The sequence below is a fragment of the Streptomyces sp. NPDC097595 genome, from assembly GCF_044761525.1.
Lineage (GTDB): Bacteria > Actinomycetota > Actinomycetes > Streptomycetales > Streptomycetaceae > Streptomyces > Streptomyces drozdowiczii_A.
The window spans coordinates 1-25940 of record NZ_JBIWCN010000006.1 but is presented as its reverse complement, the minus strand read 5'-3'; the positions used below and the strand labels follow the sequence as shown (position 1 = coordinate 25940).

General features: G+C 73.4%; 23 protein-coding genes and 1 riboswitch. Of the genes, 15 read left to right on the top strand and 8 right to left on the bottom strand.

Annotated features, from left to right (window positions below):
• Positions 1–52: 52 nt before the first annotated feature.
• Positions 53–2275 (top strand): CDP-glycerol glycerophosphotransferase family protein, encoded by a 2223-nt coding sequence (locus ACIQZN_RS11560; RefSeq protein ID WP_403990939.1) that lies wholly within the window; start codon positions 53–55, stop codon positions 2273–2275.
• Here the strand turns inward: ACIQZN_RS11560 and ACIQZN_RS11555 are convergent.
• The 3 genes from ACIQZN_RS11555 to ACIQZN_RS11545 all read right to left on the bottom strand — a co-directional run bounded on the left by ACIQZN_RS11555 (position 2272) and on the right by ACIQZN_RS11545 (position 4264).
• Positions 2272–2739 carry a DUF3291 domain-containing protein gene (locus ACIQZN_RS11555; RefSeq protein WP_403990936.1) on the bottom strand — a complete coding sequence of 156 codons (468 nt, stop codon included), beginning with the start codon at positions 2737–2739 and terminating at the stop codon, positions 2272–2274. The genes ACIQZN_RS11560 and ACIQZN_RS11555 overlap by 4 nt on opposite strands.
• Before the next feature lie 47 nt (positions 2740–2786).
• A complete protein-coding gene (locus ACIQZN_RS11550) occupies positions 2787–3425 on the bottom strand; it encodes a helix-turn-helix transcriptional regulator (RefSeq protein ID WP_403990933.1) in 639 nt (212 codons plus the stop codon).
• A gap of 176 nt (positions 3426–3601) precedes the next feature.
• Complete coding sequence (locus tag ACIQZN_RS11545; protein WP_403990930.1) at positions 3602–4264, bottom strand: HAD-IA family hydrolase; 663 nt, start codon at positions 4262–4264, stop codon at positions 3602–3604.
• A 256-nt stretch (positions 4265–4520) separates the two neighbouring features.
• Positions 4521–4594, top strand: a riboswitch (cobalamin riboswitch).
• 122 nt (positions 4595–4716) lie between these two features.
• Between ACIQZN_RS11545 and ACIQZN_RS11540 the strand changes: the two genes are divergently transcribed.
• The 6 genes from ACIQZN_RS11540 to ACIQZN_RS11515 all read left to right on the top strand — a co-directional run bounded on the left by ACIQZN_RS11540 (position 4717) and on the right by ACIQZN_RS11515 (position 11124).
• Positions 4717–5979 (top strand): prenyltransferase/squalene oxidase repeat-containing protein, encoded by a 1263-nt coding sequence (locus tag ACIQZN_RS11540; RefSeq protein WP_403990927.1) that lies wholly within the window; start codon positions 4717–4719, stop codon positions 5977–5979.
• Positions 5976–6686, top strand: a complete 711-nt coding sequence (locus tag ACIQZN_RS11535; protein ID WP_403990924.1) for an SCO2322 family protein — start codon at positions 5976–5978, stop codon at positions 6684–6686. The genes ACIQZN_RS11540 and ACIQZN_RS11535 overlap by 4 nt, the downstream gene beginning before the upstream one ends.
• A complete protein-coding gene (locus ACIQZN_RS11530) occupies positions 6683–7843 on the top strand; it encodes an energy-coupling factor transporter transmembrane protein EcfT (protein WP_403990921.1) in 1161 nt (386 codons plus the stop codon). The genes ACIQZN_RS11535 and ACIQZN_RS11530 overlap by 4 nt, the downstream gene beginning before the upstream one ends.
• Positions 7840–9564 (top strand): ABC transporter ATP-binding protein, encoded by a 1725-nt coding sequence (locus tag ACIQZN_RS11525; RefSeq protein WP_403990918.1) that lies wholly within the window; start codon positions 7840–7842, stop codon positions 9562–9564. The genes ACIQZN_RS11530 and ACIQZN_RS11525 overlap by 4 nt, the downstream gene beginning before the upstream one ends.
• Complete coding sequence (locus ACIQZN_RS11520; protein WP_403990915.1) at positions 9561–10385, top strand: ECF transporter S component; 825 nt, start codon at positions 9561–9563, stop codon at positions 10383–10385. The genes ACIQZN_RS11525 and ACIQZN_RS11520 overlap by 4 nt, the downstream gene beginning before the upstream one ends.
• A gap of 301 nt (positions 10386–10686) precedes the next feature.
• Positions 10687–11124, top strand: coding sequence for a transglycosylase SLT domain-containing protein (locus tag ACIQZN_RS11515; RefSeq protein ID WP_330311860.1), 438 nt, complete (start codon positions 10687–10689; stop codon positions 11122–11124).
• An 81-nt stretch (positions 11125–11205) separates the two neighbouring features.
• On the opposite strand, the gene ACIQZN_RS11510 is transcribed toward ACIQZN_RS11515, so the two are convergent.
• Positions 11206–12483 carry an alpha/beta hydrolase family protein gene (locus tag ACIQZN_RS11510; protein ID WP_403990910.1) on the bottom strand — a complete coding sequence of 426 codons (1278 nt, stop codon included), beginning with the start codon at positions 12481–12483 and terminating at the stop codon, positions 11206–11208.
• A gap of 124 nt (positions 12484–12607) precedes the next feature.
• On the opposite strand from ACIQZN_RS11510, the gene ACIQZN_RS11505 reads away from it, so the two are divergent.
• Entirely contained in the window at positions 12608–13558 is a 951-nt protein-coding gene (locus tag ACIQZN_RS11505; RefSeq protein WP_403990907.1) for an AEC family transporter, read from the top strand.
• A 116-nt stretch (positions 13559–13674) separates the two neighbouring features.
• On the opposite strand, the gene ACIQZN_RS11500 is transcribed toward ACIQZN_RS11505, so the two are convergent.
• A complete protein-coding gene (locus ACIQZN_RS11500; RefSeq protein WP_403990904.1) occupies positions 13675–15624 on the bottom strand; it encodes a bifunctional glycosyltransferase 87/phosphatase PAP2 family protein in 1950 nt (649 codons plus the stop codon).
• Between the two features lie 353 nt (positions 15625–15977).
• Between ACIQZN_RS11500 and ACIQZN_RS11495 the strand changes: the two genes are divergently transcribed.
• Positions 15978–17069 (top strand): DUF2330 domain-containing protein, encoded by a 1092-nt coding sequence (locus tag ACIQZN_RS11495; RefSeq protein ID WP_403991600.1) that lies wholly within the window; start codon positions 15978–15980, stop codon positions 17067–17069.
• On the opposite strand, the gene ACIQZN_RS11490 is transcribed toward ACIQZN_RS11495, so the two are convergent.
• Positions 17066–18130, bottom strand: a complete 1065-nt coding sequence (locus ACIQZN_RS11490; protein WP_403991597.1) for a serpin family protein — start codon at positions 18128–18130, stop codon at positions 17066–17068. The two genes, ACIQZN_RS11495 and ACIQZN_RS11490, sit on opposite strands and share 4 nt — an antisense overlap.
• Before the next feature lie 81 nt (positions 18131–18211).
• Between ACIQZN_RS11490 and ACIQZN_RS11485 the strand changes: the two genes are divergently transcribed.
• Positions 18212–18715 carry a GNAT family N-acetyltransferase gene (locus tag ACIQZN_RS11485; protein WP_403990901.1) on the top strand — a complete coding sequence of 168 codons (504 nt, stop codon included), beginning with the start codon at positions 18212–18214 and terminating at the stop codon, positions 18713–18715.
• Positions 18716–18722: 7 nt separating this feature from the next.
• Here ACIQZN_RS11485 and ACIQZN_RS11480 read toward each other — a convergent pair whose 3' ends face one another.
• Positions 18723–20885: a DHA2 family efflux MFS transporter permease subunit gene (locus ACIQZN_RS11480; RefSeq protein WP_403990898.1), complete on the bottom strand. Its 2163-nt coding sequence runs from the start codon at positions 20883–20885 to the stop codon at positions 18723–18725.
• A gap of 33 nt (positions 20886–20918) precedes the next feature.
• Here ACIQZN_RS11480 and ACIQZN_RS11475 point away from each other — a divergent pair, with 33 nt between their 5' ends.
• The 5 genes from ACIQZN_RS11475 (at position 20919) to ACIQZN_RS11455 (ending at position 25617) form a co-directional block, all read left to right on the top strand.
• On the top strand, positions 20919–21962 hold the full coding sequence (locus ACIQZN_RS11475) for a peptidoglycan-binding protein (RefSeq protein WP_403990895.1): 1044 nt from the start codon (positions 20919–20921) through the stop codon (positions 21960–21962).
• A gap of 164 nt (positions 21963–22126) precedes the next feature.
• Entirely contained in the window at positions 22127–22789 is a 663-nt protein-coding gene (locus ACIQZN_RS11470) for an HAD-IA family hydrolase (protein ID WP_403990892.1), read from the top strand.
• Between the two features lie 358 nt (positions 22790–23147).
• Positions 23148–23792 (top strand): HNH endonuclease family protein, encoded by a 645-nt coding sequence (locus tag ACIQZN_RS11465; RefSeq protein WP_403990889.1) that lies wholly within the window; start codon positions 23148–23150, stop codon positions 23790–23792.
• 469 nt (positions 23793–24261) lie between these two features.
• On the top strand, positions 24262–24720 hold the full coding sequence (locus ACIQZN_RS11460) for a DoxX family protein (RefSeq protein WP_403990886.1): 459 nt from the start codon (positions 24262–24264) through the stop codon (positions 24718–24720).
• 237 nt (positions 24721–24957) lie between these two features.
• Positions 24958–25617 (top strand): DedA family protein, encoded by a 660-nt coding sequence (locus ACIQZN_RS11455; protein WP_026171563.1) that lies wholly within the window; start codon positions 24958–24960, stop codon positions 25615–25617.
• Here ACIQZN_RS11455 and ACIQZN_RS11450 read toward each other — a convergent pair.
• Entirely contained in the window at positions 25604–25828 is a 225-nt protein-coding gene (locus ACIQZN_RS11450) for a DUF2277 domain-containing protein (RefSeq protein WP_073965355.1), read from the bottom strand. The genes ACIQZN_RS11455 and ACIQZN_RS11450 overlap by 14 nt on opposite strands.
• Positions 25829–25940: the final 112 nt, after the last annotated feature.

The following is a 25940-nucleotide window of genomic DNA, read 5'->3' as shown; positions in this document are numbered from 1 at the left end:
AGTCTTCCTTGTCCGACCTTCCGCAGTCCCGTACGTCACCTGGAGTTCCCGAATGCCCCGATTCAGCATCGTAGTGCCCGTGTTCAAGGTGCAGGGATACCTGCACGCGTGCCTGGACTCGGTGCTGGGGCAGTCGTTCCGGGACATCGAGGTGATCGCGGTCGACGACTGCTCGCCGGACGCCTGCGGGGCGATCATCGACGAGTACGCCGCCCGCGACGCGCGCGTCAAGGCGGTGCACCTGCCCGAGAACGTGGGCCTGGGGCGGGCGCGCAACGCCGGACTGGAACACGCCCAGGGTGACTACGTGCTCTTCCTGGACAGCGACGACTCCTACACCCCCGGCCTGCTCCAGGCGCTCGCCGAACGGCTCGACGCGGCTGGGGATCTGGACATCCTGGTCTTCGATCATGTGCGCACCCACTGGTACGGCAAGGGCCCGCGCAGCCAGACCGCGGAGCTGGTCGCGCGGGCGGGCACGGACGTCTTCCGCATCCAGGACCGGCCCGAGTTCATAGAGTTGTTCCTGGTGGCCTGGAACAAGGCGTTCCGCCGGGAGTTCTTCCTGAAGGAGGGCTTCCAGTACGCGCCCGGCCTGTACGAGGACGCGCCCGTCTCCCATCTGGCGATGGTCACCGCCGCGCGCATCGGCTGCCTGGACCGGGTCGGCGTCGAATACCGCCAGCGCCGCCACGGCGCGATCACCAAGACGCCGGGCCGCAAGCACTTCGACATCTTCGGGCAGTACGAGGGGCTGTTCGCGGCCCTCGCCGAGCGTCCCGGACTGGCCTGGGCGCACAGCCTGCTGTTCGGGCGCGCCATGGACCACATGCTGTTCGTGCTCAAGCGCCCCGACCGGGTGCAGGTCGCGGACCGCAAGGACTTCTTCGCCCTCACCGCGGACTTCTACGCGAAGCATCTCCCGGCCGGGTTCACGCCGCCGGGCGGGGCGGTCGGGGCAGCCATGCGGGCCCTTGCCAAGCGGTCGTTCGGCGGCTATCGGGCGACCGAACTCGCCGTCCGGGCCAGGCGAAAGGGGCCGAAGAAGGTCCGGAGGATCACGGCGAAGGCGGGCGAGCGCGTGGCTGAGCGCCTGTACGGCGTGCACCGCCGACGCCCGCTGGACCCGAACCTCGCGGTCTTCTCCTCGTACGGGGGCGGGCTGCCCTCCTGCAATCCGCTGGCCGTCTTCGAGAAGGCGAGGGAGCTGGCCCCGGAGGTGCGCGGTGTGTGGCTGGTGCGCGCGGAACTGGCTCGCGAGGTGCCCGAGGGCATCGATTACGTCGTTCACGGGTCGCGCCGCTCCTGGGAGGTGATGGCCCGCGCCACGTACTTCGTGAGCAACGGCGACTTCCCGGACGGCATCGTCAAGCGCCCGCGCCAGGTGTACGCGCAGACGCACCACGGCACTCCGCTGAAGCGCATGGGCCTGGACCGGAAGGCCTATCCCGCCGCCGCCCGGAACATGGACTTCGACCGGCTCCTGGAGCGGGTGGACCAGTGGGACCTCAGCGTCTCCGCCAACCAGCACTCCACGGCCCAGTGGGAGCGCGTCTACCCCGGGACCTTCGCGTCCCTGGCCACGGGGTACCCGCGCAACGACCGCTTCTACACGTCCGGCGCGGACGACGTCGCCGCCGCCCGGGCCCGGCTCGGCATCGCCCCCGGCAGGACGGCCGTGCTGTACGCGCCGACCCACCGGGACTACCGGAAGGAGTGGACGCCACCCTTCGACCCGGCGCGGCTGGCCGCGTCGCTGGGCGAGGAGTTCGTCCTGCTGGTCCGGACGCACCCGCTCGACAGTCGGAGCCCGCTCCTGAGCGAACTCGCCGGGCACGACGGCGTCATCGACGTCTCCCGCCACCCCTCGGTCGAGGAACTGTGCCTGGCCGCCGACGTACTCGTCTCGGACTACTCGTCCACGATCTTCGATTACGCCAATCTCGACCGCCCCATCGTCATCCACGCCAACGACTGGGAGACGTACAACCAGGTCCGCGGGGTCACCTTCGACCTGCTCTCCGGCCTTCCCGGCGACACCCCGGGGCCGGTCACGGCCACCGAGGACGAGCTCACCGAGGTCTTCCGGAGCGGTCGTTGGCGCGACGCCGAGTCGGCCGCGCTGCGCGCCGCGTTCCGGGAGCGGTTCTGCCCGTACGACGACGGGCACGCCGCCGAGCGCGTCGTCCGCCGCCTCTTCCTCTCCGAGGACGCGGGCCCCGCGCCGGTTCCGCTCGCGCGGCGCACGCCGGCGCCGAGGCCCGGCCGAGTCTAGGAAGCGCTCCCCGTCGGCGGGGGGTGCGGGGCGCGGAAGGTGAAGGCGTCGGGGGTGTCGCCCTTCGCGCGGAGCAGGACGACGCGGTCCATCGCTTCCTGGGTGCTAGGGCGGTGGCCTGCCGGGACCCACCACAGGGCCGCGTGGTGCTCGGCCAGGCGCTCGAACCATTCGCGGCGGCGGGCCAGGACCCTGAGGTGGTCGCTGCGGTACACGTACGCCTTCAGCGCGTCGACCGACTCCCAGACCGAGCAGTTGATCAGGAAGAGGTCGTCACCGTCCTCGGGGCGGAGGTTCGTGGCGTCGGCGCCCTCCTCGTCCACCATCCGCCAGACGAAGCCGGGGGCGTGGTCGGCGAGGGCGTTGATCTCGGGGAGCTGTGCGACGAAGTCGGCGATCTGCGGGCTGTCGAGCGGGGCGAGGAGGCGCCCGACGTTGACCTGGGCAAGGTGGAAGTCGTTCACGGGCTCAGCATGGCCGGGTGAACCTTCTAAAGTCAACGGATTCTTTTTTAGACTTCGCCGGCCCCTTCGGGCCCCTCGATCGCGACGCAACAGCCTTCCGGCAGCGGGTCCATGGCGGCGCTCCAGCCCTCGGTGAGCAGTCCTTCGATGCCGGCGAGGTTCATCCCGCAGACCAGGGCCGGGAATTGCTCCGCCAGCGCGTGGAACGGGCAGTTGTGGAGGCGGAGTTTCCCGCAGTCCCAGTATGGTTCGTAGCCGCGCTCGCGCAGCGCGTGGACGGGGTCCGCCGCGCGGGCCGCCTCCCCGGCGGCGCGGGCCGCCGCCTGCAACTCGGTGTCGAGCCCGGCACGTTCGACCACCTCGGCCAGCAACGCGCTCACGGTGTCGTACGAACGCGGCGGCACGGAGACGGCGTGCTCGCCGTCCGCCCGCCGGTACAGCTTGGAGGGCCGCCCGGCGCCGGGTCCGGTGCGCCCGGAGAGCCGGCGGAACGTGGTCTCCAGGAGCCCGGCGTCCACGAGCTTGTCCAGGTGGAACGCCGCCACGGCCCGCGTCACCCCGACCGCGTCGGCCGCGGCGTCCCGCGTGACGTCGCCGGGGGCGGCGGCCACGTGTCGGTACAGCCCACGGCGTACGGGGTCCCCGAGCATCGCTAGCGCGTCCAGGGCGGCGTCATCACTGCTCACGAGCCCAAGTCTAGGCGGCGCGCCTCTCGGGGGCGCTGCCCCCGAACCCCTTCATGCGCTCGGAGGTGGTGCACTCCGACCACTGCATGATCCAGACCTCCATGTGATGGGTCCCACACGGACAGTACTGGTTCAAGCGGCGTGACTGACAGCCTCAAATCAAGCCGCAGTGGGATCTACGTGGCGAACGCCGCCGTCACGCCGAGAAGTGTCTCCAGCTCGGCCACGGCCGTGTCCTCGTCCGTCGCGTGGACGGTGGTGATACCCAGTTCGGCCGCCGGAGGCAGGTTCACCGCGTGATCGTCCACGAAGACGCACTGCTCGGCCGGGACACCGATGAGATCGAGGGTGACTCGGTAGATCTCCGGGTCGGGCTTCGCCAGGCCCACCAGCTCGGACACGACGTGCACGTCGAACAGGTCCCAGATGCCGACGTGTTCATACGGGTTGAACGGGTCGAGGCCGAAGCTGTTGGACAGCAGCGCGAGCCGGTGACCGGCGGCGCGGGCTGCGCGAGCGAGCGCGACCATCCGGCGGGCAACGGGCACCTCGGCCCAGGCGCGGCCCATCAGGTTCACCGGATCCACATGCTTGCCGAGGAGACGGGCCGTGCCCTCGTTCCACTCGGCCTGCCCCATCTTCCCGATCTCTAGGGCGGCGTAAAGCCGCCGCCCTTCGGGATGATCGTTGAGGGTGCTGCGCCACGCTCCGGGGGCCAGCCCTTCGGATACGCACCAGGCACGGTGGACGGTGACGGGGCTGGCGGTGAGCACACCGGCGAAGTCAAGGATCAGGCCGCGCTGTTCGTGCCCGTCGGCGGCGACAGTGCTGTGCGACATGCGGTGATGCCCCTTCCGCGAGTGGTCTAGCGGGGACGCTACCCGCACCGAGCCACCGTCACGACGTCTCGCGGTCGTAACGAGGAGTAGTGCCTGCACCAGCGCGTGAAAAGCGTGGTCCGGGGCGGAGCCCCGAAATCCAGCCCCGCCGGCGCTTGAGGCGCGGGGTCCGGGGCAGGGCCCCGGTTACGGGAAGGGGCGGGTAGGGGAACAAACACCGCCCGCTAGACTGGCCGCGTCGTCACTATGCCCGTTCAGGGGGAAGCCGGTGCGAATCCGGCGCTGACCCGCAGCCGTAAACCGCCACCAACGGCGGAAGCCGGAATGCCCTGTCCGAGTCGTGACCGGCTCACGCCGCCGGAACCCCGGTGGCCCGCCCCGTCGAGGTATACGGAGCCGGAGCCTGGTGCCGTGTGTGCCTGCCCCGGCCCCCAGGAGAGGCACCGCCCGCCATGACCGCACGCCGCAGCGCCGCCGCGCTCGCCGTCACCGCCGCCGCGCTCTGCGCGGCCGCCGCCCCGGCCGCCGTCGCCGCGCCGTCTCCGTCGCCCTCCCCCTCGGCCGCGCTGCCCTCCGGGCTCTACGGCACCGGCGACCCCACGTACGACGGGGTGTGGCGGCAGTCGCTCGCGTTCCTCGCCCAGCAGGCCACCGGCGTGACCCCGGCCACGAAGGCCGTCGACTGGCTGACCGGCCAGCAGTGCGACAGCGGCGCGTTCCCCGCGTACCGCCCGGACGCCTCCGCGCCCTGCACCGACAAGACGATGGTCGACACCAACGCGACGGCCGCCGCCGCCCAGGCCCTGCGCGCGGTCGGCGGGCACCAGGACGCCGTCGCGAACGCGGTCAGCTGGCTCAAGTCCGTCCAGAACGAGGACGGCGGCTGGGGCTACACCGCCGGCAGCCCCAGCGACGCGAACTCCACGTCGATCGTGATCGGCACCCTCGCCCGGGCCGGCGAGAAGCTGGGCGACGTGACGACGCACGGCGGCAAGACCCCGTACGCCGCCCTGCTCACGTTCTCCATCCCCTGCGGCGGCAAGGACGGCGGCGCCTTCGCCTACCAGCCCGACAAGGCCGGCAAGCTCGCCGCCAACGGTGACGCCACCGCCGCCGGTGTCCTCGGCGCGCTCGGCAAGGGCCTGGTCGTCTCGGACAACGCGGCCGTGAAGGACCCCGCCTGCCACAAGGGCTCCCCTCTCGAACCGGAGCAGGCCGCGCAGAACGGCGCCTCCTACCTCGCGACCGCACTCGCGAAGAGCGGCCACCTCGACGCGGCCCCGATGCCCGGTGCGGAGGACAGCAAGCCGCAGCCCGACTTCGGCAACACCGCCGACGCGGTCGTCGCCCTGTCCGCCGCCGGGCACAAGGACAAGGCGGCCGGCCCGGTCGCCTGGCTGAAGAAGAACTCCGCCGCCTGGGCGAAGCAGAGCGGCCCCGCCGCCTACGCCCAGCTGATCCTGGCCGCCCACGCCACCGGCGCCGACGTCCGCGACTTCGGCGGCGCCGACCTCGTCTCCCAGCTGAACGCGACCGGCCCCGAGCCGGCCGCCGTGAAGAAGCCGCAGCCGACGGCCACGGAGGACGAGGAGAAGAAGGACAGCGGTGACGGCGACGGCATCGGCGGCGTCTGGTGGTTCGTCGGCATCGGCCTCGCGGTCGGCGCGGGCGCCGGTTTCCTGATCAGCGGCCGCCGCAAGAACCAGCAGCTGTGAGCCGCGTCGCACGGGCGCTCGCGCTCCTCGTCGTCGGCGCCGTCCTGGCGCTGCTCGGCGCGGGCGCGGCCCAGGCGGCGGGCTACCGCTACTGGTCGTTCTGGGAGGGCTCGGCGGACGGCTGGTCGTACGCCACCCAGGGGCCGTCGCTCGTACGGCCCGAGGACGGCTCGGTGGCGGGCTTCCGCTTCGCGGTGAGCGCGGACTCCCAGGACGCGTCCAAGCCGCGCAGCGCCCCCGACTTCGCCAAGGTCTGCGCGGGCACCCCCGCGAAGGACGGCAGCAAGCGCGTCGCGGTCGTCATCGACCCGGGCACCGCGGCCGACGCGCCGGACGGGGAGACCCCGCCCCCGCCGCGTACCGCCTGCGCGCGGGTCGCGAAGGACGCGAGCAGCGCGGAGGCCCTGGCGGCGGTCGCCAAGCCGCTGCGCTACGACGCGAGCGCGATGCTCTGCGCGATCTCCGGCTACCCGGCCACCGGCTGCGGCGAACAGGTCTCCGGAACCGGCGGCGGCACGGACGGCGGCGCTTCCAACGGCGGTACGGACGGCGGCAGCGAGGCGCCCACCACGACCGCCTCCGACGCCTCCTCCACCGGCGGCCACGGCGACGACGGCGGCCCGTCCGCCGGCATCCTCGTCGGGATCGGCGCCGTGCTGCTCCTCGGCATCGCCGCAGTCGCGCAGGCCCGCCGCCGCCGCGGATGACCGGCTCGACGGCCGGCCGCACGGACACCGCCGCGGACCGGCTCCCCGCCTGGCGCGCCCCGGCCGCGACGCGCTCCAACGCGTTGCCGGCCGGGGCGTGGTGGCTGTGGGCGCTGGGCCTGGCCACCGCCGCGTCCCGGACCACCAACCCGCTGCTGCTCGGCCTGCTGGTCGGGGTCGCGGGATACGTGGTGGCCGCGCGCCGCACGGACGCGCCGTGGGCCCGGTCGTACGGGATGTTCATCCGGATCGGGCTCTTCGTGATCGCGGTCCGGCTGCTGTTCTCCGTCTTCCTCGGCTCGCCGATCCCCGGCACGCACACCCTGTTCACGCTGCCCGAGGTCCCGCTGCCCGACTGGGCGAAGGGCGTCCGGATCGGCGGCCGGGTCACCGCCGAGCAGCTGCTGTTCGCGCTGTACGACGGGGCGAAGCTGGCGGCCCTGCTGATCTGCGTCGGCGCGGCGAACTCCCTCGCCAACCCGGCCCGGCTGCTGAAGTCGCTGCCCGGCGCGCTGTACGAGGCCGGGGTGGCCGTCGTCGTGGCGATGACCTTCGCGCCGAACATGGTCGCCGACGTGCTGCGGCTGCGCACCGCCCGCCGACTGCGCGGCCGCCCGACCGGCGGCGTGCGGGCCGTCCTGCAGATCGGCCTTCCGGTCCTGGAGGGCGCCCTCGAACGGTCGGTCGCCGTGGCCGCCTCCATGGACGCGCGCGGTTACGGGCGTACCGCCCACGTCCCGGCCGCCGTCCGGCACACCACGAACGTCCTGACGCTCGGCGGACTGCTCGGCGTCTGCGCCGGCACGTACGGGCTGCTCGCCGCCGAGGGCGCCGGCTACGGGATGCCGCTGCTCGTCGCCGGCCTCGCCGCCGCGATGGCGGGGCTCCGGCTCGGCGGGGCGCGTTCGGTGCGGACCCGCTACCGGCCCGACCGGTGGGGCGTACGGGCCTGGCTGGTCGCCGGGTCCGGCGCGGCGGTCGCGGCGGCGATGATCTGGGCCGGGAACGCCGACCCGGCGGCGCTGCACCCCGGGGTCGTACCGCTGACCGCTCCCGTACTGCCGCTGTGGCCGGCCGCCGCCGTTCTGCTGGGGCTGCTTCCGGCGGCGGTCGCGCCCGTCCCGCCCTCCCCCACAGGCTTCGAGGAGCGCGTGTGATCCGGTTCGACGCTGTTTCGGTGCGGTACGAGGGGGCCGAGCGCCCCACGCTCTCGGGGGTCGACCTGACGATCCCGGAGGGTGAGCTGGTGCTGCTCGTCGGCCCCTCCGGGGTCGGCAAGTCCACGCTGCTCGGTGCCGTCTCGGGTCTTGTGCCGCACTTCACGGGCGGCCGACTGACCGGGCGGGTCTCCGTGGGCGGGCGCGACACGCGGACGCACAAGCCCCGCGAGCTGGCGGACCTGGTCGGCACGGTGGGCCAGGACCCCCTGGCGCACTTCGTCACCGACACGGTCGAGGACGAGCTCGCCTACGGCATGGAGTCGCTGGGCCTGGCCCCGGACGTGATGCGGCGGCGGGTCGAGGAGACCCTTGATCTGCTGGGCCTGGCCGGGCTGCGCGACCGTCCGATCGCCACCCTCTCCGGGGGCCAGCAGCAGCGGGTCGCGATCGGCTCGGTCCTCACCCCGCACCCCCGCGTCCTCGTCCTGGACGAGCCGACGTCCGCGCTGGACCCGGCGGCCGCCGAGGAGGTCCTCGCGGTCCTCCAACGGCTCGTCCACGACCTGGGCACCACGGTCCTGATGGCGGAGCACCGCCTGGAGCGCGTGGTGCAGTACGCGGACCAGGTCGTTCTGCTCCCCTCGCCGGGCGCCGCCCCGGTGATGGGCACGCCCGCCGAGGTGATGGCGGTCTCCCCGGTGCACCCCCCGGTCGTCGCGCTCGGCCGCCTCGCGGGCTGGGACCCGCTGCCCCTCACGGTCCGGGACGCGCGACGGAGGGCCGGCGAGCTGCGCGACCGGCTGGCGGACGTGGCGCCGGGGCACCCGGCCCCGGACACGCCGGGCGCCCCCGCCGCCCCCCTTCCGCCGCGCCCCGCCCCCAGCCGGGGCGCCCTCTCCCGCCTCCTGCGGCGCGACCCGCACAAGGCCCCCGACCCCGCCCCCGGCGGCACCGCCGCCCCCGCCGCCCAGGCGGAACGGCTCGGCGTCCGGCGCGGCCGCGTCGAAGCGCTGCGCCGGGTGTCGCTCACCGTCCGGGCCGGGGAGACCGTGGCCCTGATGGGGCGCAACGGCGCGGGCAAGTCCACGCTGCTCGGCGCGCTCGTCGGCATGGTCGAGCCCACCTCCGGCACCGTCCTGACCGGGGGCCTTCCCCCGCACCGGACCCCGCCGCGCGAGATGGTGCGCCGCGTCGGCCTCGTACCGCAGGAGCCGCGCGATCTGCTGTACGCGGACACGGTCGCCGCCGAGTGCGCGGCGGCCGACGCGGAAGCCGGGGCGGAGCCGGGCAGCTGCCGGGCCCTGGTCTCGGAGCTGCTGCCGGGGGTCGAGGACGACACGCATCCCCGCGACCTGTCCGAGGGGCAGCGCCTCGCCCTGGCCCTCGCCCTGGTGCTGACGGCCCGGCCGCCCCTGCTGCTCCTGGACGAGCCGACCCGGGGTCTGGACTACGCGGCGAAGGCACGGCTGGTCGGGGTGCTGCGCGCGCTGGCCGCCGAGGGGCACGCCATCGTGCTCGCCACCCATGACGTGGAGCTGGCCGCCGAGCTGGCACACCGGGTGGTGATCCTCGCCGACGGGGAGGTCGTCGCGGACGGGCCGACCGCCGAGGTCGTGGTGTCCTCTCCCGCGTTCGCCCCGCAGACCGCCAAGATCCTCGCCCCGCAGGAGTGGCTCACCGTCTCCCAGGTGCGCGCGGCCCTGGGAGGTGGCGCGTGAGCGAGGTGCTGAGGCGCGGCCGCCCGGTCCGGCTGGGCCCCCGGGCGATCGTGGCGCTGGTGCTGATCAGCGCGATCGGGATCGCCGCCTTCGGGTGGCCGCTGCTCGCGGACCGGGACTCGGGGCTCGCGCACGCGCAGGACGCGCCGTGGCTGTTCGCCGCGCTGCTGCCGCTGCTGGTCGGGGTGGTGGTCGCGATGATCGCGGACGCCGGGCTCGACGCGAAGGCGGTGGCGATGCTGGGGGTGCTGGCCGCGGTCGGGGCCGCGCTTCGCCCACTGGGGGCGGGCACGGCGGGCCTGGAGCCGATGTTCTTCCTGATGGTGCTCAGCGGGCGGGTGCTGGGGCCGGGCTTCGGCTTCGTGCTGGGGTCCGTGACGATGTTCGCCTCCGCGCTGCTGACCGGCGGGGTGGGGCCGTGGATGCCGTTCCAGATGCTGTCGATGAGCTGGTTCACGATGGGCGCGGGGCTGCTGCCGGGACCGGACCGGCTGCGCGGGCGCGGCGAGCTGCTGATGCTCGCGGCCTACGGGGCCGTCGCCTCGCTCGCGTACGGGACGATCATGAATCTGTACGGGTGGACGATCGTGCCGGGCCTCGCCTCGGGCATCTCCTTCCAGGCCGGTGACCCGCTGGGCGACAACCTGGTCCGCTTCCTCGCGTACTGCGCGACGACCTCGCTGGGCTGGGACCTGGGGCGGGCGGTGCTCACGATCGTGCTGACGCTGGCGGTCGGGGCGCCGCTGCTGAAGGCGCTGCGGCGGGCGACGCGGCGCGCTTCCTTCGAGGCCCAGGTCACATTCGACGTCCCTGGCGAGTGAGGGCACCCACAGGACCTTGGTCCTGTACGAAGCGGCTTAGGAGCCGCGCACGGGGCTGATAGGCCCCCGCCGCACCCTGACCGACCTGCTATGGAGCGGTTTGGGGTGGTTCGGGACCTTCGGCCCCGGGTGCGAGGCGGGGTCGTAACAGGGGTCGTTGCCACCGCCGAACGGGCTCGCTAAGACTGGATCTCGTCGCCGAGCACCGCAGGGTCCTCACCGGGATCGCGGTCAACGAGCGCCGGTCAGCGCAGGATTCGGACCGAGCCGCGACTCCCCCGTTCCCGACGTTAGGTTCCCTGTGACGTTCGCCCGTAACCTCATCGCCAAGCCCCGCACCACCCGTCGTAAGGCCGCCATCGCCGGCGCCTCCGTGCTGCTGGGCGCCACCGGCATCGGCCTGGGTGTCTCCCCGGCCATGGCGGCCCCGTCCGCCGCACCGACCTCCGCGGGGAGTGCCCAGGACACGGCGAAGCAGATGATCGGTGACGACGCCCAGTTCCAGTGCTTCAGCAACATCGTCAGCCACGAGAGCGGCTGGAACCCGAGCGCGACCAATGCCTCCTCCGGCGCCTACGGCCTGGTCCAGGCCCTGCCCGGTTCGAAGATGGCGTCCGCCGGCTCGGACTGGAAGACCAACGCGGGCACGCAGATCAAGTGGGGCATGGACTACATGAACTCCCGCTACGGCAGCCCCTGTGGCGCCTGGTCCTTCTGGCAGGCCCACAACTGGTACTGAGCCGGCCCGGCCCGAGCCAGTGAACCCGAAAGCCCCGACCGCCCTGCGCGGTCGGGGCTTCGGCCTGTCCGAAGCCGGACGTCAGCGGCGCGCCGCCAACCGGTCGAACCAGCGCACGATCTGCGGGCCCGACGTCAGATACGTCTCGTTGTGGCTCAGGTCACCCTGGTCGATGACCGGCGCCTTCACGCCCCGCCGCGCCAGATCGGCCGCGCAGCTGCGGGCGTTGGCGAGGGGCACGTCGGTGTCGCCCGACGAGGTGTAGAGCCGCACGGGGACGGCGGGCTTCCAGGCGCAGGTGCCGTCCTGGGCGCGGATCGCGGCGAGCAGGGCGCCGGTGGGGTGCTGGAGCTCGCGGTAGTAGGCGTCGGTGAGCAGTTCCTTCAGGTTCGCCGGAAGGGCCGGGATGATCTCCTCCTCGTAGTGCTCGCCGTCGAAGAGGCCGTCCACCACATCGGCGTACGGCTCCCGGAACACGTCGGACGGGTCCTTCCACAGCGGGTGCAGCCGGTTCTGCGCGGTGAGGAAGTACGTCATGTAGAAGAGGCCGCTGGTGTCGTTGACGCGGCCGTCGAAGAGGGCGGGCGTCTCGGCGTGCTCGATGTCGTACGGGCCGGAGACGGGTGCCAGCGCGCGCAGCCGGAAATGCCGGTCGGCGCCGCCCTGAAGGGCCTTGCCCAGGGCCATGGCGACCTGGCCGCCCTGCGAGAAGCCGCTCGCGTACACCTCGCCGGTGAGCGGGCGGTCCAGCCGGTCCGCCGCGGTGCGCGAGGCGCGGAGCATGTCGAGCGAGGCGCTGACCGCCGACGCGGTGTCCATGTACGGGTGGCGGCCGGGGCCCTTGCCGAGCCCCAGGTAGTCCGGGGCGGCGACCGCGCGCCCGGCGGAGGCGTGCAGATAAGGGGCGTAGCGGCCGAAGTCCTCGCCGACCGAGGGCGCGTAGTCGCGGTGGGCCATCGTGCCGTGGGTGTCGGAGACGAGGTCCAGCCGGTGGGCGCCGCCGTCGGGCAGCACGAGGAGGCCGGTGGCCGTGGTGGGGCGGCCCTGCGGGGTGATCGTCGCGTAGGTGAGGCGGTAGGCGCGGACCCCGTGGCGGACGGTGTCCGTGGCCATTCCGGCCTCGGCGAGGAAGGCGGTCACCCCGGCCCGGTCGTGGCGGGCGACGGGGGCGACCGCGAGGAGGGCGCCCCGCGCCTCGTGCCGGCCGGCGACCGTCTGCCCGTGGCCGGTCGTGGGGCGGGCCGCCGCGGTGGCCGGGGCGGTGCCCAGTGCGGCGAGGACCACCACGGTGGCCGCCGCGAGAAGGCGCCGAGCGCCGGGGATCCGGGGCGAGTTGCTCGCGTTGTTGTTCATGCCCATGACCGTAGAAAAGGAATCTCCGCACCGGCATCCGCGTGGACCCCCGGCTCGGAGTGCACTTGAGTGCACCCCGGGCCGGGGGTCAGCCACCGGGCCGAACAGACGTACGGGGATCATGGCGGCCATGCACGCCCTGTTCTCCGCCTTCGCCCCCATCTGGGTCCTGACCGGCATCGGTTACGCGGTCGGGCGCGGCGGGCTGCTGGGGCCGCAGGCGGAGGCCGTGCTCGGCCGGTTCGTCTTCCATGTGGCCATGCCCGCCGCCCTGTTCACAATGGTCTCGGGGGCGAGCCCCGACGTGTTCGGCCATCCGTCGATGGTGGCGTTCGCGGCGAGCACGGCGGTGGCGGCCGGGGCCGGGTTCGTCCTCGCCCGGCGGGTCTTCGGCCGGGGGCGGGCGGAGGCGGCGATCTGCGCCATGTCCTCGGGCCATGTGAACTCCGCGAACCTGGGCATCCCGGTGGCGGTGCAGGTGCTGGGCGACGCCTCGTTCGTCGCCCAGGTCATCCTCTTCCAGGTGCTGGTGCTCTCGCCGGTGATCCTGACGCTGCTGGACTCCGGGACGCGCGGGGCGGACGGGCGGCGCCCCGGCGGCGGGGTGCGGCGGCTGCTCACGATGCCCCTGCGCAACCCGATCATCCTGGCCTCGCTGCTCGGCGTGGCCGTCTCCGCGACCGGGCTCCGGCTGCCGGCCGCCGTGACGCACCCGTGCGATGTGCTGGGCGCGGCGGCGGTGCCGACGGCCCTGATCACGCTCGGCCTGTCACTGCACCGGGGGCCGGGCGGCGGCGGGGGCCGGGCGCGCCGGGAGCGGGCGGAGACGGCGGTGGTCGTCGCCGTGAAGACGCTGGGCCAGCCGCTGGCCGCGCTGCTCGTCGCGGGGCCGCTGCTGCGCCTCCCGGACCACCAGCTGCTCGCGGTCGTGCTGTGCGCGGCGCTGCCCACCGCGCAGAACTCCTTCATCTACGCCCGCGAGTACGGCCTCGACACCGGACCCGCCCGCGACGCGATCGTGGCCTCCACGCTGGTCTCGATGGTCACGCTGTCGGTGGCCGCGTGGGCGCTGGGGGCGTGAGCCGTTCGGGTGGCGGGGCGCGGGCGGCGGGCGGATGCTGGAGGGGCGACGATCCACAGGGCGAAGGGGTGCGAGGACGTTTTCACGTCTCCCGCACCCCTTCGTCCGCGCGCGGGCTACCGCCTGCCCGCCAGCGCCCCGCCCTCCGGCGCACGGACCGCCTCGCCCTCCGCCGCCTCCGGCGCCACCCGCAGCCGGCGCGGCCCCGCGAGCACGTACGTGATGAGGAAGCCGAGCGCGACGACGGCCGCCCCGCCCACCGCGTCCAGCACCCAGTGGTTGGCGGTCGCGACGATCGCGGAGACCGTGAACAGCGGATGCAGCACCCCGAGCGCCTTCATCCACACCTTGGGGGCGAGCAGCACGATGATCACCCCGCACCACAGGGACCAGCCGAAGTGCAGCGAGGGCATCGCCGCGTACTGGTTGGTCACCGCCGTCAGCGCCCCGTAGTCGGGCTTGGTGAAGTCCTGGACCCCGTGCACCGTGTCGATGAAGCCGAGCCCGGGCATCAGGCGCGGCGGGGCCAGCGGGTAGAGCCAGAAGCCGACGAGCGCGAGGAGCGTGGCGAAGCCGAGGGTGGACCGGGCCCAGCGGTAATCGGCGGGGCGGCGCACGTACAGCACGGCGAGGATCACCAGCGGGACGATGAAGTGGAACGTCGAGTAGTAATAGTCGAAGAAGTCCCGCAGCCCGCCCACGCCCGCGGCCGCGTGGTTGATCCGGTGCTCGATGTCGATGTGCAGCCACTGTTCGAGCGAGTGGATCTGGTGCCCGTGGCGCTCGGCGGTGCCCCGCCCGGCCGTGGCGGCCAGCCTGACGTGTCCGTACGCCGAGTAGACGACGCGGATCAGGAGGAGTTCCAGGAGCAGGTTGGGCCGGCTGAGCACCCGCCGCCAGACCGGCAGCAGCGGCACCCGGCTCCAGCGGGCCGGGACCGGCTCCGCGTAGGCGGTGGGCACGGGCTTCTGCCAGTACGGGGAGGTGCGCGGCAGGAACGGCGTGACGCAGGCGGCCCCGAGCGCGGCGATCAGCAGCACGTTGTCGCGTACCGGGAAGAGCGCTCCGACGTTCGGCAGCAGCATCGTGCCCGGCAGCGTCGTCACCAGGACCACGACGGCCGGCCACACCAGCCGGTCGGAGGCGCTGCGGCCCGCCCGGCCGGCCACGGCGAGCAGCACCCAGAGCAGCTGGTGCTGCCAGGCGGTCGGGGACACGGCGACGGCCACGCAGCCGGTCACGGCCACCGCGAGCAGCAGCTGCCCGTCGCGCGCGTACCGCACGGCGCGGCGCAGGCCGATGACGCAGACGGCGGCGGCCAGCGCCAGGAACAGCGCGATCTCCACCGGCCCGGCGAGGCCGAGGCGCAGCAGCGCGCCGTGCAGGGACTGGTTGGCGAGGCTGTCGGCCTGGTCGCCGAGGCCCGCCCCGGCGACGTGGTGCACCCAGTACGTCCACGAGTCGTGCGGCATCGCGGCCCACGCCAGCGCCGTGCAGGCGGCGAAGGCGGCGGCCGCGGTGAGCGCGGAGCGGCGTCTTCCGGTGAGCCACAGCAGGAGGGCGAAGAGGAGCACGGTCGGCTGGAGGGCGGCGGCGACGCCGATGAGGGCCCCGGCCTTGCGCTCCCCCCGGACGGCGAAGAGGCCGACGAGGACCAGGAGGACGGGCAGGATGCTGACCTGGCCGAGGTGGAGGGCGTTGCGCACCGGCAGCGAGAGCATCAGCAGGCTGATCGCGACGGGCGCGGCGAGCAGCGCGGTGCGCCGGCCGACCGGCCCCGGCAGGGCGCGGGCGGCGACGAGGCCGAGGGCGGCGACGAGCAGCAGCGAGCCGAAGGTCCAGGCGACCCCGAGGCTCTGTTCGGCGGTGCGGGTCAGCGGCTTGAGGACGAGCCCGGAGAACGGGGTGCCGGTGAACCGGTCGGTGTCGTACAGCGAACCGGTCACATGGAGCACCCCGTTGTCACCGATCCAGGTCTCCAGATCGGTGAGCCGTTCGCCCGGCGGCTGCCGCAGCACCACCGCCATCTGCCGGACGGCCAGTGCGGCCACGAGCAGCCAGAGCACCGCCCGTACCGTTCCGGTCCTCGCTCCCGCCGTCGCGCTTGTGCTGCCACCGTGCTCCGCGTTCGCCACGCTGCGCCGACCCTCCAAGGTCTGATGCCGGGTGATTGTCCGGCATGTGTGAAACCTTCGCATTGTGCTCTTGGGTAGACCCAATCAACCCCTTTTACGCCTGACTGTCACTCCGCTTTGTCCGAAAGTCCGCCCGCCCGGGTGGACGTTGGGCCCGGAACCGGCCGGGGCCCGCACACGTCTGAGCCCGTGATCAGCAACGACGGGGAGGACGGAAGATGCGGCGCGCGGGAAGAAACGGAAGGACGGGGGGCTGGGCGGCCCGGGGGCTCTCCCTGCTCCTGATGCTGGTGTCGCTCCAGGTGGGGTCGCTGATCGCACCGGCGTACGCCTGCGGCTGCGGGGCGATGGTGGTGCACCGGGACAGTCAGGTGGCGGTCGACCGGGAGACGTCGGCGGTCGGCTGGGACGGCCGCACCGAGCAGATCGTGATGCAGCTCAGCGTCCGGGGGAACGCGCCGGACGCGGCCTGGATCATGCCGGTGCCTCACCGCGCCACGGTCGAGCTGGGCGACGCGAAGCTGTTCTACGAGCTCCAGGCGATCACCGCGCCGGTCACCGAGGAGCGGCACTACTTCTGGCCCCGTGACAAGGACTGGCCGTTCGGTGGTTCGGGGAACTCCTCGGGCGACAGCGCCGGGGCGCCCAAGGCCGCCGCCCCGGTCGACGTGATCGGCCGGGAACGGCTCGGCCCGTTCGACGTGGCGCGGCTCGCGGCGACCGACCCGGAGGCGTTGGAGAGCTGGCTGAAGGAGAACGGCTTCGAGCTGCCGGACCGCCTCGCCACGGCCCTGAGCCCGTACGTCGAGCAGAAGTGGGAGTACGTGGCGGTGCGCCTGGCGCCGGAGAAGCAGGGGGGCACGCTGAGCGGGACGCTCGACCCGCTGCGGCTGAAGTTCGCCAGCGACCGGCTGGTCTATCCGATGCGCCTGTCCAAGCTCGCCGCCACCCCGCAGTCGCTCGATCTGTACGTCCTGGCCGACCACCGCATGGAACCGCGCGGCGCGATCGGCGGGCGGCCCCCGAAGGTCGCGTTCGCGGGCCGCGTCGACCCCGCGAAGGAGCCGTACGAGGCACTGGGGGCGGTCACCGGGGACAAGCCGGTCTTCGTGACGGCCATCGACCAGTACTTCCCGTCGCCGGAGCGGATCGACGGCGACCACGAGCTGCGGGCGACGGCCGAGGACGCCCCGTACCGGACCGTGGTCCACCGGGACACGCTGCTGACCTGGGCCGGCATGCCGGCCTGGCTGCTCACGCTGCTCGGCGGCGCGCTGCTGGTGGTGGCCCTGCCGCTGTCCCTGGTCGTACGCGCCCGGCGGCGGCGCCCGGTCCTGCCCCCGCCGCCGGTGTTCACGCCACCGCCGCTGCGCTAGTCCTCGGAGGGGGTTCCCGCCTGCCAGCCGGCGAAGAGCGGGACCTGCTCGCCGGGGTCCAGGACGACGATGCCGAAGGGCCGGTCGAAGGCGAGGTGCAGGCGGCGCGGGGGCGGTCCCGGCGCCGCTCCGGCCGGTGCGGGCAGCACCGTCACGGCGGCGGCCGACAGGCCCTCCTCGGTCACCTTCAGCACAGCCTCCTGCACCGCTTCGGAGAGCATGAGCGGGGTGGCCGAGAGCCCGGAGAAGTCGGCGGCCGGGGTCGACGCGAGGCGGATCCCGAGCGCCGGCAGCTGGCGGGTGGCCTGGATGTGCGTACGAAGGGTGAAGCGCGGGACCGCGAGGGTCACGACGTCCGCGTTCAGGGCGGTCCGCGCCTCCTTCGGCGCCCAGGCCGCCGGGAGCACATCGGCCGCCCCCTCGCCCGGCCGCCCCAGCACGAGGCGCACCTTGACCGGGTCCGGCCCGTTCCGCTGCCGGGCGCACCGCAGATCGACGACGAACGTGCCCCCGGTCATCCAGACGTCCCACGACAAGGGGGTCCCGAACATCGTCGGGACCTCGCGGGTGACGCCGTCCGCGTCGGTGAACGGCCGGTCCTCGGTCGCCTCACGGACGAAGGGCATCGCCCAGTCCGCCTTGAGCGCGAGCGCGTTCACGAGCACCAGCAGCATCTGGTCGTTGACGGCCACCGGCAGCCGCTCGATGAGCCCGCCGGTCGTCTTCCGGACCCACGCGTCCACCTCGTCCGGGTCCATCGGCCCGAAGCCGATGTCCGGCAGCGCCTTCCGGAGCCTGCGGTGCACCGGGGTCCGCGTCCACACCCGGGTCGCCACGCCCAGCCCGTCGGTGGCGGCCAGCGCCCGGGCCGTGGCCGTCGCCGCCCCGGCCGCCTCGTCCCCGGCGGCCCCGAGCACCGCCCGCAGCTCCTCGGCGGTCTCCCCGCGCGCCCCGGCCGCGAGCGCGGTCAGGGCCAGCCACAGCCCGGCGGGCGAGCAGACGAAGTCGCCGCCAGGACCGGCCAGCTCCCGGATCCACCGCTCGCCGAGCCGCCGGACCATCTGGGCCCCGTTCCCCTGCGCCACCGCGCCCCCCTAGAAATCGCTTGGCTCATACACCCGTGCGGTAGCAAGAATGGCCCAATGACCTGGACCGTGGCACCCGAACCCTTCGACTCCCCGGAAGCGGCCCTGCTCCGATGGGACTACTACGACGAGGTGGCCAGCCGCTACTGGGGGCGCCCGGCGACCGCCGAGGAGATCGAGGACGGGCTCACCGACGACGGCGCCGCGCTGCTGACCGCCCCGACCGGTGACTTCGTCGTCGGCCGCTCCGGCGGCCGGGCGGCGGCCTGCGCGGGACTGATCGTCGTGGCCGAGGACATCGCCGAGGTCACCCGGGTCTACGTCCGCCCGGAGTTCCGGGGCACCGGCGGCGGCGGACTGCTGCTGGCGGCGCTGGAGGAGCGGGCCCGGGCGCTGGGGGTGGCGGTGCTCCGGCTGGACACCCGGCACGACCTGGTGGAGGCCCGGGGCTTGTACGCGAAGCACGGCTACCGGGAGGTCCCGGCGTTCAGCCAGGGGCCGTACCGCGAGCGCTGGTTCGCCAAGGAGGTGGCCCCGGAGCCCGGGGCTTTCCCCGTATAACAGCAGGTCAGTCCCGGTACGGGTGCCCCGCCGCGTGGTCGCGCTTCGGCTCCGGGCTGTGCGGGCGCTCCTTGCTGGACCCGCTGGTCTCCCGGGTCAGCTCGGAGACCAGCGCGACCAGGTCCGTCGGCCGGTCCGGCCCCCACCAGTCGCCCAGCAGCTCGGCGAGGGAGTCCTCGCGGGCCTGGGAGAGCTTCACCACCGCCTCGGCCCCCGGCTCGGTGAGCACCATCTGCACCCCGACCCGCCGGACGAGCCCGCGCCCCTCCAGCTGCCTGGCCGCGTCGTTGATCACCCGCAGCGGCACGGGCGCCACCTCGGCGAGCCGGGCGGGCTCCACCGTGCCGTGGCGCTTGATCCGCAGCAGCATCCAGCTGGCGGCGGGCAGCAGATCGAAGCCCGCCTTCTCGGTGATCTTGACGTAGACCTCGCGGCGGCCCTCCCGGGTGGCCAGCACGGACAGGGCCCGGGCGCACTCGTCGTACGAGGAGCGCTCGACCGGGTTGGACGCCAGGGTCTCGCTCGGGTCCGGCGCCGTCACCGATCCGCGCAGCTTGTCCTCCTTGAGCAGCCAGGCGAAGAGGAAGGCGACCAGAACAACGGGTGCCGCGTACAGGAAGACGTCCGTGATGGACGTCGAGTACGCCTGGAGCACCGGCCCCCGCAGCGCGTCCGGCAGCTGCCCGATGGCGCGCGGGTCGGCGGCCAGGCTGTCCGCGTCCACACTGGGCGGCAGCGGCCGGCCGTCGAGCGCGGCGCCGAGTTTGTCGGTGAGCCGGTTGGTGAAGATGGTGCCGAAGATCGCCACACCGAACGAGGCGCCGATGGACCGGAAGAACGTCGCCCCCGAGGTCGCCACGCCGAGATCGCGGTACGAGACGGCGTTCTGCACGACCAGGACGAGCACCTGCATCACCAGGCCGAGGCCCGCGCCGAAGACGAAGAAGTAGACGCTCATCTCCCAGGTGCCGCTGGACACCGTCAGCCGGTGCAGGAGCAGCAGCCCGATCGCGGTGATGCCGGTACCGGCGACCGGGAAGACCTTCCAGCGGCCCGTACGGCTGACGATCTGCCCGGACACCGTCGAGGTGATGAGCAGCCCGAACACCATGGGCAGCATGTGGACACCGGACATCGTCGGCGTGATCCCGTGCACCACCTGGAGGAAGGTCGGCAGATAGGTCATCGCGCCGAACATCGCGAATCCGACGACGAAGCTGATCACCGCGACGAGGCTGAAGGTCCTGATCCGGAACAGCTTCAGCGGCAGCACCGGCTCGGTGGCGCGCCGCTCCACGAACACGAACGCGATCAGGAGCACCACGGCCAGCACCGCGAGGCCGATGATCTTCCACGAGCCCCAGGCCCAGGTGGTGCCGCCGAGCGAGGCGACGAGGACCAGGCAGGTGGCGACCGAGGCGATGAGGAAGGTGCCCAGGTAGTCGATGGTGTGCTTCGTCCGGCGGACCGGGATGTGCAGCACGGCGGCGATCACGAGCAGGGCGACGACGCCGATCGGGAGGTTGATGTAGAAGACCCAGCGCCAGCTGAGGTGCTGGGTGAAGAAGCCGCCGAGCAGCGGCCCGAGGACGCTCGTCGCACCGAACACGGCACCGAAGAGCCCCTGGTACTTGCCGCGCTCGCGCGGCGGGACGATGTCGCCGACGATCGCCATCGACAGCACCATCAGACCGCCACCGCCGAGCCCCTGGAGGGCGCGGAAGCCGATCAGCTGGGGCATGTTCTGGGCGAGGCCGCAGAGCGCGGAGCCGATCAGGAAGATGACGATCGCGGTCTGGAACAGCTTCTTGCGCCCGTACTGGTCGCCGAGCTTGCCCCAGAGCGGGGTCGCGGCGGTCGAGGCCAGCAGATAGGCCGTGACCACCCACGAGAGGTGTTCGAGCCCGCCGAGGTCGCTGACGATGGTGGGGAGCGCGGTGGAGACGATGGTCTGGTCGAGTGCCGCGAGCAGCATGCCGAGGAGCAGTGCGCCGATCGCCACCAGGACCGACCGCGTGGAGCGGTCCCCGCCGGGGGCCTGGGCGGTCGGGCTCAGCTGCTGGGCCATGAGACATCTCCTCGGATCCGCTACACCCCCATCCTGTCTGTTCTGCCCCGTTATGGCCTGCCGGGAGGCCGGATGATTGGGCTTCTCGGCGGCGGGCTGCATAATCGCAGGCAGTTCAAGGGGAGGGGACCCACGATGGCCGGACATATATGCCCGGAGTGCGGTACGGAGAGCAGACCGGGCGCCGGTCCGGGCTGCGCCTGCGCGGGCCGGAAGACCGGTACGCCGGATTACGTCACCGACCCGGAGCGGGCCGCCGAACAGCAGCGCATCGCCGACGAGCACCACGCGGGCCGGTCCGCCGAGATGGCCGCGGCGGAGGACTTCGACCCGCTGCGCATCCGCCCGTACGTGACCCTGGGCGACGGCACCGCGACGGCGCCCACGACGCCCCCGCCGGGCGCTCCGCGGGTCTACGGCCCCGAGGGCGACGCGGCGACCACGATGCCGCTGTTCCTGGACCCGGCGGGCGCCGCACCCGAGGCCGGGGAGCCCGAGACCGCCCTCCTCCTCACCGGGCCCGACCCGGTGGCCCCGCGCCGCCGCAAGCCGTTCGCCGCGGTGATCGCGGGGGCGGCCGTGGTCGCGGTGGTCGGCACGGCGGCCTTCGTCGGCGGGCTGTTCAACGGGGACGGCGGCGGGGAGGCCGACCTGGACCAGGCCCTGCCCTCCACGGTGACCAGCCTCCCCGAGGAGAGCGGCGAGCCCGCGCCCTCCGCCTCGTCCTCCGCCTCCGCGTCGCCCAGCCGTTCCGCCTCCCCCACCTCGTCCGCCTCGGCCTCCGCGTCCTCGTCGGCCTCCGCCTCGCCCTCCGCCTCCCCGTCCCGCTCCGCCACCGCGTCCTCCACGGCGCCGGGCACGGGCGCGGCGTCGTCGCCGTCGGCGACCGCGAGCAGTAGCGCCCCGGTCGAGGGCGTGGCCCCGCCCCCTTCGTCGCCGGACGACGCCGGGACCCTGCGGCGGGGCGACCAGGGTGCGGAGGTCGCGGAGCTCCAGAACCGGCTGCGGGAGGTCTGGGTGTACAACGGCCCGGTCGACTCGGACTACGGGGACCGCACGGAGAAGGCCGTGAGCGACCTCCAGACCTGGTGGAGCATCGAGGGCGACCCGGACGGCGTCTACGGCCCGAACACCCGGAGCCGCCTGGAGGCGATGACGACCGGGCGCGGGCGCCGCTGACGGGCCGCCTCCCGGAGGGGATTCGCATTCGCGACCCCGTTTTTGTATCGTGGAGAAACAAAGTGGCCCCTGCGCGCACACCCTGACCGGCGGGCGGGGGCCGCTTGATCTCCCGCGCCGCTCACCCCCGCGGCGATCGCTTCCCCCCGTTCTGGAGCCCGCCCATGCCGGCCACCGCCCTCACCGCCCGCGCCCTGCTGCTCGACATGGACGGCACCCTGGTGAACTCCGACGCCGTCGTGGAGCGCTGCTGGCGCCGCTGGGCGCTGCGGAACGGGCTGGACCCGGAAGAGGCGCTGAAGGTGGTCCACGGCCGCCAGGGTTACGCCACGATGGCGGTCCTGCTGCCGGAGCGCCCGATGGAGCAGAACTACGCGGACAACAAGGTGATGCTCGCCGAGGAGACCGCCGACACCGACGGGGTCGTCCCGATCGGCGGCGCCCCCGCGTTCATGGACGCCATCGCCGCCCTTCCGCACGCCCTGGTCACCTCGGCCGACCTGGCGCTGGCGACGGCCCGGATGGGCGCCGCCGGGCTGCGGATGCCGGACCTCCGCGTCACCGCCGAGAGCGTCGGGGCCAGCAAGCCGGACCCGGAGGGCTTCCTCAAGGGCGCCGCGGCGCTGGGCTTCGCCCCGGAGGACTGCGTGGTCTTCGAGGACTCCGAGGCGGGCATCGCGGCGGGCCGGGCGGCCGGCATGCGCGTGGTGGGCGTCGGCCCGCGCGCCGGGGCCCACACCCCGGACGCCCATGTGGCCGACCTGACGCAGCTGCGCGTGGAGGCGGCGGCGGACGGCGCGATCACGCTGCACGTCGCGGCGCGGTAGTCTCCCGGCGGGGCGCCCGAAGCCCCGCCCACCGAGCACGCCGGGGCCGCTGACCCCACGTCAAACACCAGCACCACGAACCTCCGTACGGCCCTCGCCCACCCCGGGCGGGGGCCGTTCGCATGTGCTCCCGCGCAGGTCACGGGTGCCCGCTCCGCACCGGCCCGGCTCACCGCGCCCGCGCGCACGGGTCCGCACGCCCCCCGCACCACGAAGCCCTTTGTCAGATCCCTTGATGTGACGTGCCCATGTCGCCACCCTGTTACCTGGCGCCCACCCCACGGAAACCCGGCGCCGCCACGATGGCCGGGCCGTTCATGACAGCCCGTCCACATCCCCCCACGTCAAGGGAGTTCGCATGTCAGGTGTCTACGCGCGTCACATAGCCGTCCTCGCCGCATCCGCCGCACTCGCCGCCACCACCGGCCTGCTCACCGCCCCGAGCGCCCAGGCGGCCATGCCCACCCCGGTCTCCGCGTCCACCGCCCGCACCTATCTGAGCGAACTGACCGTGAAAGCGGAGGGCTCGTCCAGTGGGTACAGCCGGGACAAGTTCCCGCACTGGATCACCCAGTCGGGAGCCTGCGACACCCGTGAGGTCGTCCTCAAGCGGGACGGTACGAACGTCTCCCAGAACTCCAGCTGCACGGCGACCAGCGGAAGTTGGTACTCGGAGTACGACGGCGCCACCTGGACCGCCGCGTCCGACCTGGACATCGACCACATGGTGCCGCTCGCCGAGGCGTGGCGCTCGGGCGCGTCCAGCTGGACCAACACCCAACGGCAGGCATACGCCAACGACTTGACCCGCCCGCAGCTGATCGCGGTCACGGACAGCGTCAACCAGTCCAAGGGCGACAAGGACCCGGCGTCCTGGATGCCGCCGCGCGCCGCGTACAAGTGCACCTACGTACGCGCCTGGATCCACGTGAAGCACTACTACAACCTGTCCGTCGACTCGGCCGAGAAGACGGCCCTCCAGTCCGCGCTCAGCGGCTGCTGAACCCGGAAACACCCGACCGAAACCCCAACCCCGGTGGCCCCACCGGCCGATGCCCCGACGGCGGGCCGGCCGGCGGGGCCACCGACGTGTTTTCGGCCTACTACGGCCGTACATGACAAGCCACACACCATCCCGCGGGTCGGCCGACGGGCCCCCAGTCCGCCAACGGGGCGCGAGGGGCCCGGAACTCCAGTGGGACTCCAGTGGAAGTCGGGGGTGCCGTGGTGGGAGCACCCACCGCCCGAACCGGACGCCGGTGGCCGGAAAACTGCGCCGCCATTGGTTCAGGCCAAGCAAACGAACGAGGCTGCCCAGTTCGAGGCGGTATTGGCGCGCCGAACGGCTCACAACAGACCGTCGAATTTCAGCCAGTCAGCGAAACGTTGAACTTGCAAGTATTGGTGAGGTCTACCTAATCTTTTGCGCCCAGTCGGTTCACGTCCCCACCAGACCGAAGGAGCCTCCCCCCATGACCCCACACCTCCACCGCGCACAGCCCTATGTCCTCGCGCTCTTCCGCATCGTCGTCGGCGGACTCTTCGCCTGCCACGGCGCCGCCTCGGTCTTCGGCGTCCTCGGCGGCGCCCACGGCGGCGGTTCCATAGCCGCCGGCACCTGGCCGGGCTGGTACGCGGCGGTGATCCAGCTCGTCGGCGGCATCCTCGTGGCCCTGGGCCTCGGCACCCGTGCCGCCGCCCTGGTCTCCTCCGGCTCCATGGCCTACGCCTACTTCACGGTCCACCAGTCCAGCGCCCTCCTCCCCCTCCAGAACGGCGGCGAGCCGTCGGCCGTCTTCTGCTGGGTCTTCCTGCTCCTCGTCTTCACCGGCCCCGGCGCCCTGGCCCTGGACAACCTCCTCACCGCCCGCACCCCGGCCCGTCAGGACCGCGACCACACCCAGGAACAGAACTCCCCGGTCGCCGTCTGACCCCTCTCCCCGCTCCCCGGGCCCGCCGGACCGACCGGGCCCCGCACCCCTCGCGTACCGCCGGGAAAACCGCTCCCCGGCGGTACGCGCTCAAGTCGCCCTCGACCGGGGGTGCCCAACATCACGCATATATAGGGATCACCGGGTGAACGGCAGGCGTACGCTGTACAGCTGACCCTGCCGCTCCTGCCGCTCCCCTGCGACGTCGCGGCGTTGTTACCGATCGGGGAGTAGAAGGTGCTAGAGAGTGTGGGCGCGCTGACCGGCAGCCCATGGATCTACGTAGCGGTCGCCCTCTCCGTGCTGCTGGACGTCTTCCTCCCCGTACTGCCCAGCGGTGTGCTGGTGATCACCGCCGCCACGGCCGCCGCGGCCGGCACCACCGGTGTCGCCGCCGACGCGGCGGGCGCCGCCCGTCAGGTGACCGAGGTCCCCTCCCTGCTGGCCCTCGTCCTGTGCGCCGCCACCGCCTCGGTGCTCGGCGACTTCGCCGCGTACCGGCTGGCCCGGCACGGCGGTGAGCGGCTGGACCGCGCCATCGCCCGCTCCCGCCGCCTGACCTCCGCGCAGGAGCGCCTCGGCGCCGCCCTGAGCCGGGGCGGCGGCATCCTCGTCGTCATCGCGCGCTTCGCCCCGGCCGGGCGCTCGGTCGTCTCGCTGGGCGCCGGCGCCTCGCACCGCAAGGTGAAGGAATTCCTGCCCTGGTCGGCCGTCGCGGGCGTGGCCTGGGCCGGCTACAGCGTGGGGCTCGGCTACTTCGGCGCGCAGTGGCTGGGCGCGAGCTGGCTGGGCACGGCCGTCTCGGTCCTCGCCCTGTTCCTCGCGGGCTCCTTCGCCGCACTGCTCATGCGGCGCCCGGCCGCCGCCGCGGCCGCCGCGCCCCCTATGGCGTCCTGACACCACCCCGTATCTCCAGGCCGTCGAGCAGCCGGGCGGTCGCCTCGGCGATCTCGTCCACGGCACGGTCGAAGACTTCCCTGTTGTGCGCGGCCGGGGCGCGGAAACCGGACACCTTGCGGACGAACTGCAGGGCGGCGGCACGGATGTCGTCCTCGGTGGCCTCTTCGGGCAGGACGGGCGGTCGGAGGGTCTTGATACTGCGGCACATGTGTCCAGCGTGACGCGCGCCACTGACATTGATGCTGATACTCAGGTCCCGGTGGTCGTGGCTCTGCCACTGACTGACGCCCTGCTGGGCTGTCTTCCCGCTGTTCTGTCCG